Annotated in this window: 16 protein-coding genes and 1 pseudogene; 10 read left to right on the plus strand and 7 right to left on the minus strand. The window is 28.3% G+C overall.

Annotated features, from left to right (window positions below):
* Positions 1-36: 36 nt before the first annotated feature.
* Both OW730_RS10480 and OW730_RS10485 read right to left on the minus strand, forming a co-directional pair.
* Positions 37-639, minus strand: coding sequence for a helix-turn-helix domain-containing protein (locus tag OW730_RS10480; RefSeq protein WP_271228967.1), 603 nt, complete (start codon positions 637-639; stop codon positions 37-39).
* 80 nt (positions 640-719) lie between these two features.
* Complete coding sequence (locus OW730_RS10485) at positions 720-2,015, minus strand: MFS transporter (protein ID WP_271228968.1); 1,296 nt, start codon at positions 2,013-2,015, stop codon at positions 720-722.
* 300 nt (positions 2,016-2,315) lie between these two features.
* Here OW730_RS10485 and OW730_RS10490 point away from each other — a divergent pair, with 300 nt between their 5' ends.
* Positions 2,316-3,854, plus strand: coding sequence for a GTP pyrophosphokinase (locus OW730_RS10490; RefSeq protein ID WP_271228969.1), 1,539 nt, complete (start codon positions 2,316-2,318; stop codon positions 3,852-3,854).
* Positions 3,855-3,895: 41 nt separating this feature from the next.
* On the opposite strand, the gene OW730_RS10495 is transcribed toward OW730_RS10490, so the two are convergent.
* Together OW730_RS10495 and tnpB are read right to left on the minus strand one after the other, a co-directional pair.
* The gene (locus OW730_RS10495) at positions 3,896-4,873 is read right to left on the minus strand and encodes a DUF4003 family protein (RefSeq protein ID WP_271228970.1); all 978 of its coding nucleotides are present in this window, start codon (positions 4,871-4,873) and stop codon (positions 3,896-3,898) included.
* 248 nt (positions 4,874-5,121) lie between these two features.
* Positions 5,122-6,219: an IS200/IS605 family element RNA-guided endonuclease TnpB gene (tnpB, locus tag OW730_RS10500; protein ID WP_271228971.1), complete on the minus strand. Its 1,098-nt coding sequence runs from the start codon at positions 6,217-6,219 to the stop codon at positions 5,122-5,124.
* Positions 6,220-6,581: 362 nt separating this feature from the next.
* Here tnpB and tpx point away from each other — a divergent pair, with 362 nt between their 5' ends.
* Together tpx and OW730_RS10510 are read left to right on the plus strand one after the other, a co-directional pair.
* Entirely contained in the window at positions 6,582-7,085 is a 504-nt protein-coding gene (gene tpx / locus OW730_RS10505) for a thiol peroxidase (RefSeq protein WP_271228972.1), read from the plus strand.
* Between the two features lie 136 nt (positions 7,086-7,221).
* Positions 7,222-8,124 (plus strand): CPBP family intramembrane glutamic endopeptidase, encoded by a 903-nt coding sequence (locus tag OW730_RS10510; protein WP_271228973.1) that lies wholly within the window; start codon positions 7,222-7,224, stop codon positions 8,122-8,124.
* 39 nt (positions 8,125-8,163) lie between these two features.
* On the opposite strand, the pseudogene OW730_RS10515 reads toward OW730_RS10510, so the two are convergent.
* Positions 8,164-8,346 (minus strand): annotated as a pseudogene (locus OW730_RS10515) (glutaredoxin family protein); the annotation flags it as partial.
* Between the two features lie 163 nt (positions 8,347-8,509).
* Here OW730_RS10515 and OW730_RS10520 point away from each other — a divergent pair.
* Positions 8,510-9,100, plus strand: coding sequence for a nuclease-related domain-containing protein (locus OW730_RS10520; RefSeq protein WP_271228974.1), 591 nt, complete (start codon positions 8,510-8,512; stop codon positions 9,098-9,100).
* Between the two features lie 45 nt (positions 9,101-9,145).
* Here OW730_RS10520 and OW730_RS10525 read toward each other — a convergent pair whose 3' ends face one another.
* Positions 9,146-11,272: a 5'-nucleotidase C-terminal domain-containing protein gene (locus OW730_RS10525; protein WP_271228975.1), complete on the minus strand. Its 2,127-nt coding sequence runs from the start codon at positions 11,270-11,272 to the stop codon at positions 9,146-9,148.
* A gap of 185 nt (positions 11,273-11,457) precedes the next feature.
* Here OW730_RS10525 and OW730_RS10530 point away from each other — a divergent pair, with 185 nt between their 5' ends.
* Positions 11,458-12,018, plus strand: coding sequence for a DNA-3-methyladenine glycosylase I (locus tag OW730_RS10530; RefSeq protein ID WP_333781273.1), 561 nt, complete (start codon positions 11,458-11,460; stop codon positions 12,016-12,018).
* A gap of 166 nt (positions 12,019-12,184) precedes the next feature.
* Positions 12,185-12,601, plus strand: a complete 417-nt coding sequence (locus tag OW730_RS10535; protein WP_271228977.1) for a hypothetical protein — start codon at positions 12,185-12,187, stop codon at positions 12,599-12,601.
* Positions 12,602-12,852: 251 nt separating this feature from the next.
* Here the strand turns inward: OW730_RS10535 and yiaY are convergent, their stop codons facing one another.
* A complete protein-coding gene (yiaY, locus tag OW730_RS10540; protein WP_271228978.1) occupies positions 12,853-14,004 on the minus strand; it encodes an L-threonine dehydrogenase in 1,152 nt (383 codons plus the stop codon).
* A gap of 151 nt (positions 14,005-14,155) precedes the next feature.
* Between yiaY and OW730_RS10545 the strand changes: the two genes are divergently transcribed.
* From OW730_RS10545 to OW730_RS10560, 4 genes are all read left to right on the plus strand, one after another.
* Entirely contained in the window at positions 14,156-14,995 is an 840-nt protein-coding gene (locus OW730_RS10545) for a helix-turn-helix domain-containing protein (RefSeq protein WP_271228979.1), read from the plus strand.
* Positions 14,996-15,296: 301 nt separating this feature from the next.
* On the plus strand, positions 15,297-16,607 hold the full coding sequence (locus tag OW730_RS10550) for a hypothetical protein (RefSeq protein ID WP_271228980.1): 1,311 nt from the start codon (positions 15,297-15,299) through the stop codon (positions 16,605-16,607).
* Positions 16,608-16,854: 247 nt separating this feature from the next.
* Positions 16,855-17,373 carry an RNA polymerase sigma factor gene (locus OW730_RS10555; protein ID WP_271228981.1) on the plus strand — a complete coding sequence of 173 codons (519 nt, stop codon included), beginning with the start codon at positions 16,855-16,857 and terminating at the stop codon, positions 17,371-17,373.
* Entirely contained in the window at positions 17,363-18,688 is a 1,326-nt protein-coding gene (locus tag OW730_RS10560) for a DUF4179 domain-containing protein (RefSeq protein ID WP_271228982.1), read from the plus strand. Before OW730_RS10555 ends, OW730_RS10560 begins: the two co-directional genes overlap by 11 nt.
* The last annotated feature ends 161 nt before the right edge of the window (positions 18,689-18,849 follow it).

Raw genomic sequence — 18,849 nt, forward strand, 5'->3', positions numbered from 1 at the left:
GGATAAACTCAAGTATTTTAACTTGAGTTTATCCTTTTAGTCCTTTGAATAAAGTGAGACAAATAATTCTTTTTTATAAGGTTTTGTGCTATCTTCATTATCATATTTTTCAAGTAAAGCTTTCAGATCTTCATTGAAAGAGTTAAATTCTTCTTCTGTAAAATATAACACTAAGTTCTGTAATGTTGCAGTCTTATAAGGATCATCTTTCTTTTTCAATGCTGATTCCTCCTCAGGAGATAAATCCTTTCTGTTAGCTTCTACAAGAAGTTTCTTATAAAAATTCAAGAAATCTCTTTTACTAGCATCGTAGTAACTAGCTATCATATTTAAGGCCTGGTTTACATTAGAATCATCAGAATATGAAGGGGAAATAGATAATTCTTTAAAATTAATTTCATAATATTTAGCAGTTATACCTTTAATATTTCTTGTATGATGAAGAACTATAGCATCGATTTTTTCCAATTTCTTTATATGATAATACACCTTACCATGAGGTTCCCCCATTTTTTCCGCAATTTCCTTAACCGTCATAGGAGAACAGTGGTTTTTCATTATATTTATAATCTCTATCCTATATGGATCTGTCATAATTTTTATTTCTTCTCTTGTTTTTACAACCAATTTTTCAATCATATTATAATCACCCACGTAATATAGTAACATTACTTTAATAGAATTACTATATACCTTTTATTTGTTTTAAAGCTTAATTTTTATGAAGCTGGTGATTCACTTACATTTACTTCACTTATAGAAGCTTGACTTTTAACAAACTTTGAATATATTAAAGTTGGTATGCAACTAAATATCACAAGACATATACCTGTAATCAAAATCAAAGTTTGAAGAGTAGTTGTTAATATAAGTGCACCAAACACTAGTGATCCTAATGGAAGTGAAGATTGTGTAAACATACCTAAGAATGAACCTATTCTAGCAAGCATTTCCTTTGGAACCACTGTCATTAAAATGGTTGATAGAGCAGCACTAGCAAAAGGTATAGCAGCTCCAATAAGTGAAAATGATGAGAATGCAATTAACTTTGGTGAAATAATTGTTGTGAATCCTGGTATTGAATATGCTGTGTAGAATACTCCAGTAAAAAATAATCCCAAGAACATCATCATAGTGTATCCAAGTTTCTTTCCAAATGTTCCAGCTAAGATTCCACCTAAAATATTTCCAACAGAAAATCCGATTCCTAAATAACTTAAACCTTCAGGACCCATCTTAAGTATTTCATCTACATATGCTGCATTAAAAATACTTACAGGAGTAAGGAAAAAATTGAATAGTGATAAGCTTAACACAAGGGTAAAAATGATTTTTTTATTGAATATATATTTAAAACCTTCTGAATAGGATTTAAAGTAATTTTTAACTGTAAATGATTTTTTCTCTTCATTTGGGAATGTAACTGTTAAGATTATTATTGCGGATATAAAGAAGGTTACCGCATCAACTCCCATAACAAAAGGAATACCCAATGTTCCAATAATAATACCCGCTATACCCATTCCAATTAACTCAACAAATTTTACTACAGATTGAAGTGATGAATTAACCACTAAGTAATATTTTTCATCTATTAATCTAGGAATAGTTGCAAACTTACAAGGTGACACAAAGGATTCAATTACTGAGTTGAGAAATGTAAACATTAGAATCTGCCATACTTCTAAACTGTCTCTCATAAAAAGAATAGCAGTTAGAGTTACTACTGAACCTCTTAGTATATCACCTAAAACAATAATTTTCTTTTTTGAAAAGAAATCAACGGCTGCACCTGCAAAGGAACTAATAAGTAAGTTCGGTAACACATTAAACAAGAAAACTAAAGCAAGTAAGGCTTTTGATCCTGTTAATGCAAAAACCATATAAGAATATGCTATGGCATCAAGAGAATCTCCAAATCTTGAAATTAAATTAGCAGTAAATAGTTTTGAATAATCTTTATAATTTCTTACGATATTGATTAGAGAAATTGAATTTTCATTTTTCTTTTTCATAAATATACCCCCAAATATTTTAATTTTAATTATCGTCCCAAATTTATACGTCAAAAATATTTTGATGTTAATTAAAGTATAATCTGTTTTCAAGAGTACGTCAAGAAAAATTTGACAATAAATTTTTTTTGATGAATAAATAACTTAAAAAAATATATAGTTTATAAAAATGTTAATAGAGAATTTAATTTTAATTAATCTTAAATTTATAGGATTGATTGAATACTTATGGTAAACTTATAATTGAAATTAGACTTTTGAGAAATATGTAGTACATTGAGATAACTTAGGAGGAAGAATATGGAGTTGAAGATTTTTAATTTCATTGATGAAGTTAATGATTTGCTTGAAGAGAAAAGGAATGATTTGGAAGAAATTTCCATAGAATTATCCTCATATTTTCAAGAAATATTGATTTTAAATAATGAGGCATATATGAATGTAAATTCAAGAGTTAAGGGGAAGGAATCACTAAAGGAAAAAATATTACGAAATAATTATTATAAAAAATATAATTCTCCACAGATGGTAATAGAAAATCTTTCTGACCTTATGGGTGTACGAATTGAATGTAGATTCATTGAGGATGAAAAAAGAGTATATAAAATATTTAAAAAGCATTTTAATAAGACAGATATTAATGGGTATTCATATAACCAGTTAAATGATAGAATACGTTTAGAATTAGAGGGGAAACAGCCACAAGAACAAAAAAATGGTTTTAAGATTTTTAGAATAGATGGTGTTTACATAGATAACGGTAATAAATATAACTTTGAGTTACAGATTAAATCTCTTGTAAATACTTTCTGGGGAGAGATAGAACATAAAGTAATTTATAAAAATAATAATTATGTTATGTGGGATGGATTTATAAAAGATATTATGGCTTCTATAAAAAAGAATCTTACTATGATAGATAATCAATTACAGATTGTATATAATCAGTTCAATGAGAATAATTCAGGAGATCCAGAAGTAAGAAAGGTTCAGATGGAATTATTATTATCTAAAATGATATATGAAATATACTCAAATAAAATGAAAACAAGTATAGGTATTGTAGTTGATTTTAAGAAATCATGTGATACTATTATGAAGTATATTTTCAGAAGTAATAATGCAGATAAGCTAAATGAATATAATCACATACTATTAAAGACATTCACAAGATTAAATGAAATAGGACGAAATAAAGTTGAATTTAATAGTGAACTTCAATTTGAAAGAGAGATTTGTTTAGAGGGGGAATTCTGTGAAATTATAGGTAATAGAATACTACAAATGATCAATGAAGAGTTTCAATGGAATTTATTCTTTAGGGTATTATTTGAGATTGAACTTGGTAATAATGCAGAAGACTTTGAAACCTTTATAAGTTTCATAAAAGAGAGGTTTGAGGAAGATAACTTTGATGATCTGTATATAAATCTAGATGTGGATCAAGGTGATGTAATTAAAAAAGATATCATGAATGTTATTGCAAAATTATTTGTAGAGGTAGATTCTATAAATTTCATATATGATAATGTTATTGAAAAAATAAATAAAGCTACTAAAAAACTTAGTAGGAAAATAGGAACAAAAATTAAAGATATTGAACAATGGGAAAGAGTTAAGGATGTATTCCTTAAATTATTTGAATATAAGATTTTAGCATTGTTTGATAAGAATGTAAAAGTAAGTGAAGTAAAAGAACTAATTAGTTTAGCAGAAAAGAGAAAAGACGAAAGAGCAGAAGATGTTACTATATCTGCTGCTGTTATAGATTATATATTTAAACTGGATGATATGGATGAAATAAAAGCAGAGACTGCAATTAAGTTTTTTAAAATATAGTGACTCTTAAAAGAAAAGCACGGTTGACCGTGCTTTAATTTTTATCCTAGTTTTGTTGATAAATGATTTATTGAAATAATTAATAGTTTTGCTAGAAAAACAAAAATGGAATTTTCATTTGCTGAAACTGTAGTTTTATCTTCTGAATTATTTAAAATTTTGTATGTATAATCACATATTATAAAACTCATAGATAGGAAAAAAAGATATTCATCATCTAAAGAATCAAATAATGAATTATTCTTAATATAAGTGAAAACATCGCATATATCTTTTACTATATCATTATTATCCTTATTAAAAAGACTTAAAAGTGCAATGTAAGGGTATGATATACTTCTCAACTTATATGTATTGCTTAATAATTTATTAAGTTCCAAACAGTTGTGAATAAGTTCAGTACTTGAATAATTTGATGAAGATAAAATATAAGCCATTATTTGAAGATTTTCATTTTCCTCAAAATTCATCTCTTTTAAATAATTTAATAAAGCTTGAATTTTATCTAACTTATCATCAATATCATTACCATCAATTGATAATAGAAGAGCGAATGAGGAATCTTCATATAAGGATAATAAATTAGGGGTATTAGTCATTTTAAAGTACATGTTGTATGCAGCTTTACTTATAGGCTTTAAATTTTCAAATTTTGAGAAAGTTGCTAGATAACAAGAACAAATAGGGAGCGAACTCCAATTTTTAAAACCTGACTCAAGCAAGGAATCGGAGATTTTTAAGGTTTTTGTAAATTGGGCTTTTGAATCAGGTGAATTCATACAACAACAAGATACAATTGACATATTAAGATCTGTTCTAAAAACTGATGTTAAATTTGTTAAAGCTTTAATATATTTTTTTAATTCTAAGAATTTTGATTTATCAAATTCAGTGCCATTGAAGGTGTAATGGAATGCAAGAAAATGCATAATATATGGATTTATCCATTTGATTCCCTTTCGGATTTTATTATAAGAATTGAAAAGTTCATTTAATTTATTTTCAAGAGTGTAATCCATAATAACCTCCTTAAGTTAAAAATTAAAACTTTCATAATCTTATCATATGTAGTGAAGAATGTAAAGAATTAATAAAATATTTAGAGTATTCTAATGAATAATATAATAGGATATGTGAACTCTCCCTCCACTTACTCACGCTGAAGTGGGGGCTTCTTGGTATATCCAAGAACTTTTCCTGCTTCACAGATTTCGCAATCTACTTTCTCCACAGGCTATTCCCGCAAGACCTACGGTTCTTATTTTTTTTAAGCTATTTCTAATAACCCTTGCTTCAAGATATTCCTACTGGCATTTATATCTCTATCATGAATGCTATCGCATTTAGGACATTTCCATTCTCTTATATGCAGTGGCATTTCATCTAAAACATGACCACAATTATTGCATGTTTTAGATGATGGATACCATCTATTTATTTTATGAATTTTTCTTCCATGCCATTTTGCTTTATAATCTAGAATAGTAACAAATTTATACCAACTTACATCTGAAATACTTTGAGCTAATTTATCATTCTTCATCATATTTTTAACTGATAAATCTTCAAGAATTATAACTTGATTATCGCTTATAATTCTTTTAGATAGCTTATGGATGAAGTCTAATCTTTGATTAGATATACGTTCATGTAGTCTAGCAACCTTTATTCTTTGCTTATTCCAATTGTTACTGCCTTTTTCTTTACTACTTAATTTTCTTTGTTCCTTTGCCAATTTATCTAATGACTTTTTTAGATACTTAGGATTTTGAATCTTTTCACCATTTGATAATATTGCAAAATGACATAACCCTAAGTCTATACCAACATTCCCCGATACTTTTTTTAATGGCTCTATCTTTGTTTCAACACATATAGATACAAAATATTTACCACTTGATGTTTTAGAAACAGTAGCGTTTATTACTCTACCTTCAACATATCTATGAATTTTTGCATTAACATATTTCAATTTAGGCAGTTTTATTTTATCTTTTTTAATTTCAATATTGTTATTCACAAAATTACTTGTATATGTTTTATAGTTGTTTCTTTTACTTTTGAATTTTGGTCTGTCTGCTCTACCTTCAAAGAAATTTTTGAATGCAGCATCAAGGTTTCTTAGTGACATCTGCAGTGATGTACTATCAACTTCTTTAAGCCATACAAGTTCTTTTTTCATACTTGGTAATTGATTTTGTTGTTCTGTATATTTCATACATCTTTTTTCTGCTTTATATATTTCATTCCTTTGGTTTAAGAAATGATTATATACATATCTTGAACAACCAAAAGATTTTTCAATAATCTCTATTTGATTTTCATTTGGATATATTCTGAATTTATACGCTTTGTTGAGTTTCATTACTTTCAACACCTTTACTTTTCATTACAATCATAATGATTCACGAGAACATTCATTCTTATTATTTCGCATTTATGATTTTTTATACATGTAAAAGTATTAAGATTACGCATTCATCTCCCACTTATAGAAGATGAGAGACTTCTGCTAGGTATGTTAAATTATATCAAGAGTCAATATGTAACCTATGAGTTACATATTGACTTTTTTATTTTATTTAGCTTTTGAGTTGACAACTATATAAAAAAGGAATAAAATAATGGTAACAAATAATTATCATTATATAATAGTTATTATTTGTTGCTAAAAAAGATTTTAAAGGTAAATATAAAAATAGATATTAAAAACAGGAGGATTAAATAATGGATAGAAAGATTACAATGGGTGGAAATGCTTTAACATTAAGAGGAGAAGAAATAAAGATAGGAATGAAAGCACCAGAGTTTCATGCTGTTAAGAGAGATATGTCACCATTTAATTTAAATGAGTTAAAGGGAAAAGTTGTACTTATCAGTGCGGTACCTTCAGTTGATACAAAGGTTTGTGAATTGCAAACAATAAAATTTAATGAAGATGCAGCTGAATTAAAAGACGCAGTAGTATTAACAATTAGTGTAGACCTTCCATTTGCGCAAGAAAGATTTTGTGGAGCACAAGGTATTGAAAGCAGCATGATCGTTTCTGATTATAAAGAGTTAGATTTCGGTAAAAAATATGGTTTTGTAATAAATGAATTGAGACTTTTAAGTAGAGGTATTGTTATTATTGACAAAGAGGGAACTGTTCAATATGTTGAATATGTTCAAGAAGTTACAAACCATCCCGATTATGATAAGGCAATTGAAGAAGCTAAAAAACTTTTATAAGATTGTAATAAAACCACTGATACTCCTTGAGAGTATCAGTTTTTTGTGTTTTAGTAAGTTAAAGCATTTACAAAAAAAGAGATATATGGTATGATTTTATCACATTTTGTATAAATTTATATTAATGGAGGGAAATATGAAATTACTAAAGAGTTTAAAAAAGCCAGCAGTGTATTTTGCAATATACTTAGGAATGCAGATTCTGGTTAGTGCAATTATTGGTGTCTTTCTTGGAGTTTATGTAGGGGCAACATCAACTGACCCTACAACTATCAGTACTAATATAGCAGAAATAATACAAAGAAACGTATTTGTAATAAGCCTTGTTGCATCATTAGTAACTTTATTTATTTATAATTTGATGCTTAAGAGAAGAGGGAACTCTCTTGTGAAGATGTGTGGGGTAAAAAAAGTTAGTATTAAAAATGTAACTTTGATTGTTATAATGGGTACTTGTTTAGCATTTTTAAGTTCTATTGTTGTAGGTCTTCTTCAAGAATTTTTTACTGATTATTCAACAATAAGTGATAGTATTAATAGTGTAACAGATGTGGTTAGAAACACTTCAGGTGAAGTATCAGAAGGTGGAGTTGTTCAAACAAGAAGTACTCTACAAGTGGTAATGGCGTGGTTAGGAATGTTCTCGATGATTATTGGAGTTCCAGTTTTTGAAGAAGTGTTATTCAGAGGATTAATTTTTAATTCTCTAAAGAATCATTTGAAAATTGGAGGGTGTGTTGTTGTTTCAGCAATAATTTTTGGAATAGCACATATGAACATTTTACAAGGAATTTATGCATGTTTCTTAGGTGCTTTACTAGCTATTGTTTATTATAAAACAAAAACTATTTGGGCACCAATTATAATGCATGTTGTATATAACTTTTTTGGTGGATTTGCCATAACAATAATTGCAGAAAAATTAGGAGAAAAAATATTTTTAATTCTAGTAGGAGTAGCAGCTGTAGTATTACCTATAACTATTATTATTTTCTTGAAAAATAATAAAGTGGAAAGACAAATACAGATAGAAGCTTAATAGAAATAGAAAAGGGCATGCAAAGCATGCCTTTTTATTTTATAAGCCTAAAATTTGATCAATTCTTCCTTGGTCAAAGCCCACAATTACTTCATCACCAATTTTAATAGTTGGAACAGACATTGAACCAAGAGCCATTAATTCCTTTCTTGCAGCTGGGTCTTTTTGAATATCTTTTTCAACAAAGGATACTCCCTTGCTTGCTAAATAATCTTTAGCTGGTGGGCAGTGAGGTCATGTTTTTGTTGAGTATATTATTACTTCCTTCATTGTAACATCTCCTTATTTTATATAGTTTAGGTTTATTTATAGTATTAACTAGACGCGTATAATAATACTGATATGATATAATAACATAATATAAACAAGATAGGAGTGTAACTTAATGAAATATATTTGGATGCTAATTTTATTAATGGTTATATATGTTCTCATAAATTACAAAAGGTGGATTGTAACATATCGTATAAATAAAGCTGGGAAGATGGGAGAAAAAAGTTCGTATAAGGTGTTGAAAAAGATATGCAAGAAGAAGGGGTATAAGATATTTAAAAATATTAGAATTCCTCTTTATGATGGAAGTACTGAAATTGATCTGTTGATTGTAGCATCTTATGGAATTTTAGTTATCGAGAATAAGAATTTAAGTGGAAGTGTTTTTGGAAATATTCAAGATAAGAATTGGTATCAACTAAAGAAGAGTGGAGAGAAAAAGACCTTTTATAATCCAATAATGCAGAATGAAGGTCATATTAAATGTTTAAATCATAACTTAATAAAAATGGGCATTAAGAATATTTCGATTTTAAATTTTGTTGTTTTTAGTAATGAACAATGTGAAATAAATGTTTGTGATAAAAGAATTTTTATGTTACATGAAATGGCTAGGTGGCTAAGTAATAAAAAAATAAAGAATTCAAATAGAATAAATATTAAAAAAATCTCTGAAATTATTAAAGAGATTAAAATAAATTAAACTTAAAAGCCTAAGCTTACTAGCTTAGGCTTAATTATGTTTATATTAATTTGAAGGAATAATTATTTTCTGTCCTTCAATTATTAAATTAATATTCTTGATATTGTTAAAGTCAGCAATCTTTTTGTAATCAATACCATACATCTCAGCGATTTTACCTAATGTATCCCCAGCCTTAACAATATAAGTATTGAATTTATCGTCATGAGCTTTTCCTGGGATAATAACTTTATCTCCAGGGAATATAAGGTTTATATTCTTAAATGAATTAGCATTGATTATTGAATCAAGACTTACTTTAAATATTTGAGAAATACTGCCCAATGTATCACCATATTTAACGATATAAGTCATATCTACAGGAACTAATCCAGCAGTTTTAAGATCATTAACTGTAACTGCAGCTACGTTACTTGTTCTACCATCCTTAGATTTAGGAATACTTATAGTTTTTGATATTACAGCTTCAATTGCAATTTTACGTAGGTTCTCGTCCCAAGTGTATCCTATAAGCTCCCAGTTATTATCTGTTTTTGGAGATATAGTTCCTTTCTCCTCTATATAATCTTTGATATAGCTTCTTAGAGTATTAGGATCAGAATTGAAATAAGGTTCGTTAGATATCATTCCTTTTCCTTTTAGACCGCTATATCTATAGTCGTTTATTGCAAGTTTTATTATTTGATCGTCAGTAACAGGTTTACCATTAAGCGTTAAATCAACGATTCTTTTTCCAGCAGGCTTGGATACATCAACTTTATAGTTAACTCCAGCAAACATGTCATAATTATATCCTCTTATTTTTTCGTTAAAACTAATTGTTAAATCACCTGGTTTGAAGGTATTGTAATAACTTGCGGACCATTCCATATACTTTTTAAGTTCAGCACCAGTTACCTCAACACCTACAAGCTTATTAGCATACTTATAAATATCAAAGACATTAGCGAAGTTTAAATCACCTTTTCTAAGATTTGAATTAGGCTTAAATAATGCTGCTGCGGCTACTTCAGCACCAGTAATCTTAAGTTGCACATCATTTATTAAATCAATAAGAGCAGTATCTCTTATTTGAGCTTCAGGAATACCAGGAACTTCTGAAGCAGGATGGAAATCAGCAGTAGCAGTTCCGATTGTGTTTTCTAAGAATTTTAAAGTGGTTTCATGATATTTTTTACCATATTCAACAACAGCAGGATCAGGATCATGTTTAGCTAACTCTATGTGAGAAATCTCATTTCCAGTAACTGTCCAAACACCATCAACTTTTTCAAGAGTTAAATCTATTCTTGCAACTTCATTTGCTTGTCCGTATTTAGCTACAGGGGCAGCTGTTGGAACGCCATTAATCACAGTATTAACTTGTGAATGGTCATGTCCTAAGAACATTGCTGATATTTCAGGTGCTTCTTCAGGTATAAACTTAGCAGCATCACTATTATCTTTTTCATGTCTAGTTTCTAATCCAGCATGAGCAAGGCATACTATAATATCAACTTTTTCTTCTTCTTTTAAAATTTTGGTATACTTTTTAGCTTCTTGAGCCATGTGTTCGAATTTAAGATCTTCTACTTTAGGACCATCCCATCTAGGAATACTTGGAACTGTTAATCCTAAAATACCTATTTTTATTCCAGCAACTTCCTTAATAACATAAGGTTTTACAAAGTGTGAACCATCTTCTTTATAATAAGTATTAGCTGAAAGAATTGGGAAACTAGCTTCTTTTTCAAACTTCTTTATAAGAGCAGTTCCGAAATTGAATTCATGATTTCCAAGTGCCATAGCATCATAGCCTATGAAACTCATAATATCAATCATAGGTTGCTTTTCATCAGCATTATTATTATATAAATCATCTGTCATAATACTTCCTTGAATTGTATCCCCAATATCAAATAAAAGTGTGTTTGGGTTTTCTTCCTTGATAATTTTGTAAATTGTTGATACTCTTTCAAGTCCAACATTACCATAATCCATTTTACTTTCATATGACCAACTGTTAGTTGCTCCATGAAGATCGCTTGTTCCTAATAGAGTTAGGATAACCTTGGCATCATCTGTAGTTGTTGAGCTTGTCTCATCTGCAAAAACAGGTGAACTTATGGAGAACAACATAAATAACATTGTTAAGACACTTAGGTATTTTTTAGATAAGCGTGAATTCCACATTAAAACTTCCTCCCTTTTTGTGTAATAGTAATTACATTCTACTATAAATGTATAAAAATAACAATAAAACTTTGGATTTGTTTAAGAAGTAAATTAGAGTTACAATTTACATAGTATGTATTTCATAAGGATTAATATATGAATGTGCGATTATATTTTTGAGTCATTAAAATAAACTGGAGGATATGATTATGAGAAGATGTGAATGGGTAGGAGATGAGGAGATTTATATAAATTATCATGATGAGGAATGGGGGAAGCCAGTACATGATGATAAAGTGCATTTTGAATTTATAGTTTTAGAGTCAGCCCAATCGGGATTAAGTTGGATAACAATATTAAAGAAGAGAGAAAATTATAGAAAAGCTTATGATGATTTTGATGTGAATAAAGTGTGTGAGTATTCTGAGGAAAGGATAAATGAATTACTTAAGAATGAAGGGATTGTACGAAATAGGCGTAAAATAGAGGCTTCTATAAATAATGCAAAACGATTTATTGAAATACAACAGGAGTTTGGGAGTTTTGATAATTATATATGGAGATTTGTTGGGGGTAATCCTCTAATAAATAAGTTGAAAGATATTTCTGAATTACCAGCAATGACCGAATTATCAGATGTAATAGCAAAAGATTTAAAGAAACGGGGTTTTAAATTTTTAGGATCAATAACTGTTTATTCATATATGCAAGCAGTTGGTTTAGTTAATGATCATATTATTGGATGTTGTTCAAGAGATGTATAAAAATCGATGATACAGAGTGTAGAATAAGTATAAAGGACGTTAGAAAAAAGTACTGTAAAAAACAGTATTTTTTACAATAATATATAGTAAGTTTAGGATATATGTGTTATAATTAAAATGAGGGAAAATTTTAAATTTTCTGATAATTTTAACGAGGAGGATTCATATGAAACATGTATTCAAAGCTAAAAAAGACAAAATTATTGAAATAATGGTGATTAATTGTCTATTATTAATTCCTGGTTTGTACTTAAAGCAACCTCTTCTATTTTTAATACCAGTAGGGCTACTTGCTTTGGAGTACATGAGCTCTAGGAATTATATAAAATTAATTATGAACGCACAAATAGATATGGATGGAGATAGAATAGATTGTAATCTTGTATACGACAAAATAAATATGAAATGGGAAGATATTAAGTATGTAAAACTTGGAAGAGAATCAGGTGAATTGCTGCTTATACTTCAAAGTGAAAATGTAACCAAAGCAATTCCAATGGATATTTTTAAAGAAAATGAAGTGATGGACGAATTAGGAAAGCATATTCCTAATAATATTTTAGAACAAACAGCAATCGTGTAAAAACAAATGGATAATTGAGAATGGATAATGGAGAATGATGGATGGTTCTGCCTTTAGGGGCAGAACCTTTAATTTTAAGAATAAAACATTGTACCTTAAAATACAATATTTTATCTTTGGATAAAATGAGTTAAACAATCTTGTTCTAAAGAACAATAAGATGTAGTTTTGCGAAAGCAAAACATCCTACGTTTTCAACTTTCCACTTTCAACTTTCAACTAAAAAAAGCATGCCAACGCATGCTTTTTTTCTATAGTGCCGCTTTAAATATATCGATTATCTCTTCTAAAGTAGCTTGCTTAGGATTTGTGAAACCACAAGCATCATTAAGTGCATTTGTAGCTAATACTTCGAAATCTTCTTCTTTAGCACCTAATTCCTTAAGTCCTGCTGGTATTTTAATATCTGAAGATAAAGTTTTGATTGCATCAATAGCAGCTTTAGCTCCTTCTTCTGCAGTCATTCCTTCAACGTTTACACCCATAGCTTTTGCTACGTCTTTTAATCTCTCAGGAGATACTTGAGCATTATAAGCTTGTACATGTGGTAATAATACTGCATTACATACTCCATGAGGAAGATCGTAGAATCCACCTAATTGGTGAGCCATTGCATGAACATATCCTAAACTAGCATTGTTGAATGCCATTCCAGCAAGGAATTCAGCATAAGCCATTTTATCTCTAGCATTTTCATCAGAACCATTTTCAACTGCTGCTCTTAAGTTCTCAGAAATTAGCTCTATTGCTTTTATAGCGCAAGCATCAGTTATTGGAGTTGCAGCTATTGATACATAAGCTTCAACAGCATGAGTTAAAGCATCCATTCCAGTTGCTGCAGTTAAAGATTTAGGCATAGCAACCATCAATAAAGGATCATTAACAGCCATGATTGGAGTTGTGTTCTTATCAACGATAGCCATTTTTATGTGTCTTTCTTCATCTGTAATGATACAGAATCTTGTCATTTCACTAGCTGTACCAGCTGTAGTATTTACTGCTATCAATGGCAGTTGAGGCTTAGCAGATTTATCAACACCCTCGTAATCTTTAATAGACCCACCATTTGTTGCTACAAGTGCAATACCTTTAGCGCAGTCGTGTGGAGATCCTCCTCCAAATGATACAACAAAGTCACAATTATTTTCTTTTATAAGTTTTAATCCAGCTTCAACGTTTCCTACTGTAGGATTTGGTTGAGTACCATCAAAAATTACATATTCAATATTTATATCATCTAAAACCTTTGTTAAATTTTCCACTAATTTAATATCAACAAGAACTTTATCTGTAACGATTAAAGCTTTCTTGAATCCTAGACATTTGATTTCAGCCCCTGCTTCTTGTAATGATTTAGGTCCCATTACGTTTAACGATGGCATATAAAATTTAAAACTACTCATAAATATCTCCTCCTATTTGACAAAAATTTATCATCTATTTAAAATATATAGTAAATCTATAATAAAAACTAACTCATTTTTAAAAAAAATAGCACGAAAAAGTGAAAATAAAGTAAAAAGAAATAGAAAGTTGCGAAATGTGGGGGATTAGATGCTTAAATGTTTTGACCGAAAGCTTGAATTGCTTAATAGAATTGAAACTGATTATTTAAGAATTTTATATTATGATTTTGAAGCAATGTATAAGGGGAATTATAAATCATATGAGTATAACAGGTTATGTACAATAATTGATGGGGAAAAAAGAGTTAAAATAAACAACGGGGATGAAATAACATATAAAAGTGATAAATTTATTTTATTACCACCTGAGTCAAATGTAGAAATGTTTATAGAAAAGCCAACTAAAGCTCTTGTTTTTGAGCTTAACAATGATCTTTTAAATAAAGTATCAGATAAGATTAATTATGAGTTTAACACTGAAGTTATTGAAAATAAATATGAACTATTTTTAGGTAATGGGAATGATGATTTACATAGGAATATAAATAGGATAATTGATATAACAAATAGTAAGGAATCAAATAAGGAATTTTTAATAGATCTTCATGCTCAAGAACTGACTTATAATTTATTAAAGGTTAAGGGATTAGACAGAATCCTTCAGTTAAATGATAATAATTTACCAATAAATAAGGTTATAAATTATATCAATAACAATATATATAGATCAATATCTGTTAAAGAACTATCAAAATGTGTAGATATGTCAGAAAGCTCATTTTCTTTGTTTTTCAAAAATACTATGGGGGTTTGTGCTAAGGATTACATAAAAGAAGTTAAGATGATTAAAGCTATGGAATTATTGAAAAGAAAGAATGTAACAGAGGTTGCATATGATCTTGGATATGAGAATATTTCTTATTTTATCAGACTTTTTAAAAATAAATATGGTCTTACTCCTAAGCAATATATTAAAAAAAATTTTTAAAATTGACGATTTATAATAAATGGTATATATTTGTATTATTAGAAGAAATGAGTTTGAATAAACATTTTAACCTTTTTGTAAATTAATTCTTAAAATTATAAGTTAAAATATTCAATATAGATAATGTTTATTGATTATTAAGAATGAAATGTTTTTAAGCAAGGTGAATAAATACCAGAGTTTACATAAAAGTTTTACCCCTTAAATTTTCAAGGGAATTCGTACATTAATTGATAAGATGATTTTAATGTTAGTATCGTATTTTGATAGTATATACAAATTATAAGGTAGGAGTTTAGTTATGAAAGGAAAAAAAGTTCTAAGTATAATATTTAGTTCTTTAGTAATAATGTCGTTATTTAGTGGATGCAATGATAGCAGTGTTGTTACTGTAGAAGAGCCTATTAAAATATACAAAGTTAAAGAAGAGTTTGATAGTTTAAAGAAAGATAATGAAACGGCACAAAAGGAAAAAGAAAAATTAAATTTAAGTTTGGATGAGTTAAAAAATGAGAATGAGAAATTAAAGAAGCTTCTTGAGGAAAGAACCACAGAATTGGACAAACTCAAAGCAGATATGACTTCTAGAGATAAAGAAATTATGACTTTGAGTAATTTTGAAGATTATGATGAATTATTTAAAATATTATCTACAACAATAAATTCAAGTAATAATCAAATCAATATTATTCCTATATATGGATTTGATATAGATACTGATTTTACTGAGATTATTTCATGGATGCCTATAATTTCTTCAAATGATTTAGAAAAAAATATGGACGTACTGGCAAGATATATGGAGAACAACTATTTTACTGAAGGGCATATAACTATTGAGGAAATAATAGAGGTAGATGGAAAGAGTGTAGCTATAATCAATTTAAAAGAGAAAGATAGTAATAATAAAGAGAAAGTTAGCATGTGGATGAGTAAATATTTTGGAGGAAGTGCTGGTGGTAGAGCTACGGAAGCAAGGTTGAAATTAACTTTTCTACAACCAGAATATTCTGGGCAATGGATAGATGGAGTGAAGTTTTTGTATGAAGGCAAACCACTTGTATTAGACCATGTTAATATTCCAGATATAATTTATAGACAAGATTTAATTAAGAAAGCAAATTATACAGTAGCTGATTTCATAGGAGAATTAGGCAAGACGTATATTTATAGTGGTGGATTTGAAAATGGTGGTTTCACAAGAGAGATAATTGAAGTGAAAGATAATATGTTCATAGGAATAAGTAAAAGTACAGGGGCGGAAATTGCTTGTAAGTATTCACTTGATCAAGGTAAGCTGAAAGTAATATATACAAGTGAAATAGTTGATGTTAATCATTGGGAACAGTCTAGTAATAGAAATGAGATTGTTTTGCAAGAACCAATTCAAATAGGAACAAGTTGGGTTAATGATTCATATAAAAGATCTATATCAATGATTACTCGCGTAGGAGAAAAAGTATATACTAAAGCAGGTTTGGTTGAAGATGTAGTCGAAGTAATAACATTTTTAAGTGATGGGGAGTATAGAGTTGAACAATATGCTAAAGGTATAGGGTTAATTAAAAGTGAATTTTTATCTTTCAAAGATGAATTAATAGAAATTAAATAAAATTTAAGGAAAATAGCTAGAAGTGTTTAACTTCTAGCTATTTTTCTTAATAAAAAACAATGGTTTTCCATATAAGAAATCATTATTTTAAATTATGTAAAATTGCAATATAATCAGATTATTATAACATTTATAAAAAAATATGGTAACAAGTGAAACTTTTTAAATAAGTAAACTGTCTATCTAGTGTAATTTGATTTATCACATGTGAAGATAATAGGATGACTAGTCAAGAAAGGAGATTAATATGAGCTCTGGAAAAAAAGAAAAGAAACTAAGTGGCGATGAGCTTTATGAAGAAATTAAGAAACATAAGTCTGTGCTCTATGGTGTAGCATTCAAATTTTTTAGAAATGAAGATGATTCACTGGAAGCATTACAAGAAACCGCTTTTAGAGCATATAAGAATCGTAAGAGTATAAAAGATTTGGAGTGTATAAGAGCATGGCTTATCAAGATTACCACTAATTATTGTATTAATGAGATTAAAAAGAGGAAAAGAATAGTTTCAGTTGATCAAATAAAAAATGATCAAGAGATAAATTTAGGGTTATCACAAGAGGAGAAGATATATATTAGAGAATGTATTATGAATCTTAAGGAGCCATATAGAGAGGTTATATTGTTAAGATTCTTTGAAGATATGAAAATAAAAGATATTGGGATTAAGTTGGACAAATCTCAAAATACAGTAAGGACATGGCTTTATAGAGGAATTAAGATGTTAGGAAATAAAATGGAGGAGGATAATACTAATGTGGGGTAATAAAGATGAAAAAATAAATGTAGATGGTATACACACTCCAGATAGAGCAGATGAATTTATTCAAAGAGGAATAAAAAAAGGAAGAAGAAGAGGCAAAATTGTATTATCACAAAAAATCGTAACTGTTGCATTGGTTATTTTTATAGGTGGAGGATTTTTTTCAGAGACATTGGCTCAGCAATTGGATTTCATTCCTGTATTAAGAGATATTTATGCTTCTTTTTATAAGTATAGAAATATTGATAAGAGTCAAGTAGAGAAATCTAATGATAATAAAATTATTGAGAAGAAAGTTGATGATATTATAATTACTATAAATAATGTTGCTTATGACGACTGTGAGGCTATAATATTTTATGAAATAAAAAGTAAAATAGGGCATTTTGATATTGGGAGCTATAGATTTTGCAATAAGTACGGGACTAATTGGGAAACCGGTAGACTTAATATTAATCAGCGGCAGTTTTCAAAAAATGAGAATGGGGAATATGTAGTCAAGGGAGTTTTCAATCCAGGATTTCATGATAGATTATTAAAAAGTGATGGAGATAAGATGATTTTAGCATTCGATCTATGGAGTAAAGATGAGTTAGATACTTTATGGGATAATGATATAACAAATAATAAAAAAATGGAGTATAAATCTAATGTTAAGAAGTATGATGTATGTTTTGAATTTGATATGAATGAGTATAAGAAAGAAGTTGCAGAGATAATTAATATAGATAAATCTCTCAAAGTTGATGATATAGAGTTTATCTTAGGTAATTTGGAGATTAATCCTTTCTCAACTGTGATAACATTTAAGAGTAATAATAGTGAATTAAATGGATATTACTTATGGAATATGAATTTAACCAATGGAACTAAGAACTATCGTTCTTTTGGTTTTTCAAGCCCAAGAGGTAAGGAGAAAGATGGTATGTTTAAATTTGAAAGTATATTTTTTGATGATGTTAAAGAATTATATATAACTTCATTTACTATTAATCAAAGTATCACATTGGAGGAAACCCTGAAAATTGATTTTGTTAATAAAACTGTTAATGAAACTTATAAGGAATTTGTTGATATAATTAAAGTGAGTTATGATGAAGAAATAGGTGCTTGGAAGATGGATTTAAGATGGAAAAATGATGCTGAAATGTTGATTGATCCTGTAATGTGGCAAAAGTATAAATGTATACTGGATAAAGAAGATGATACCATAATGAAATATTTAATTTATGCAGATAAAGATGTGATGGATTATGAATTTAGAGTAACTGAGATTAAAGAAATCGGAATTTTTGAATGTAATATGAAGATAAAATAATACTGAAGACTGAGATTAGTGGAAAGTAATAAAGCTAATCTTAGTCTTTTTTTATCTATTTTAATTACTAACAATGTAATTTATAATAAAAATTGAAAAAAATTTAAAAAGTTAAAACTTTTTACCTTTCTGAATTGTTATAAGGGTGAAAATATTAATAT

The organism is Oceanirhabdus sp. W0125-5 (assembly GCF_027938815.1).
Classification (GTDB): Bacteria; Bacillota; Clostridia; order Clostridiales; family Clostridiaceae; genus Oceanirhabdus.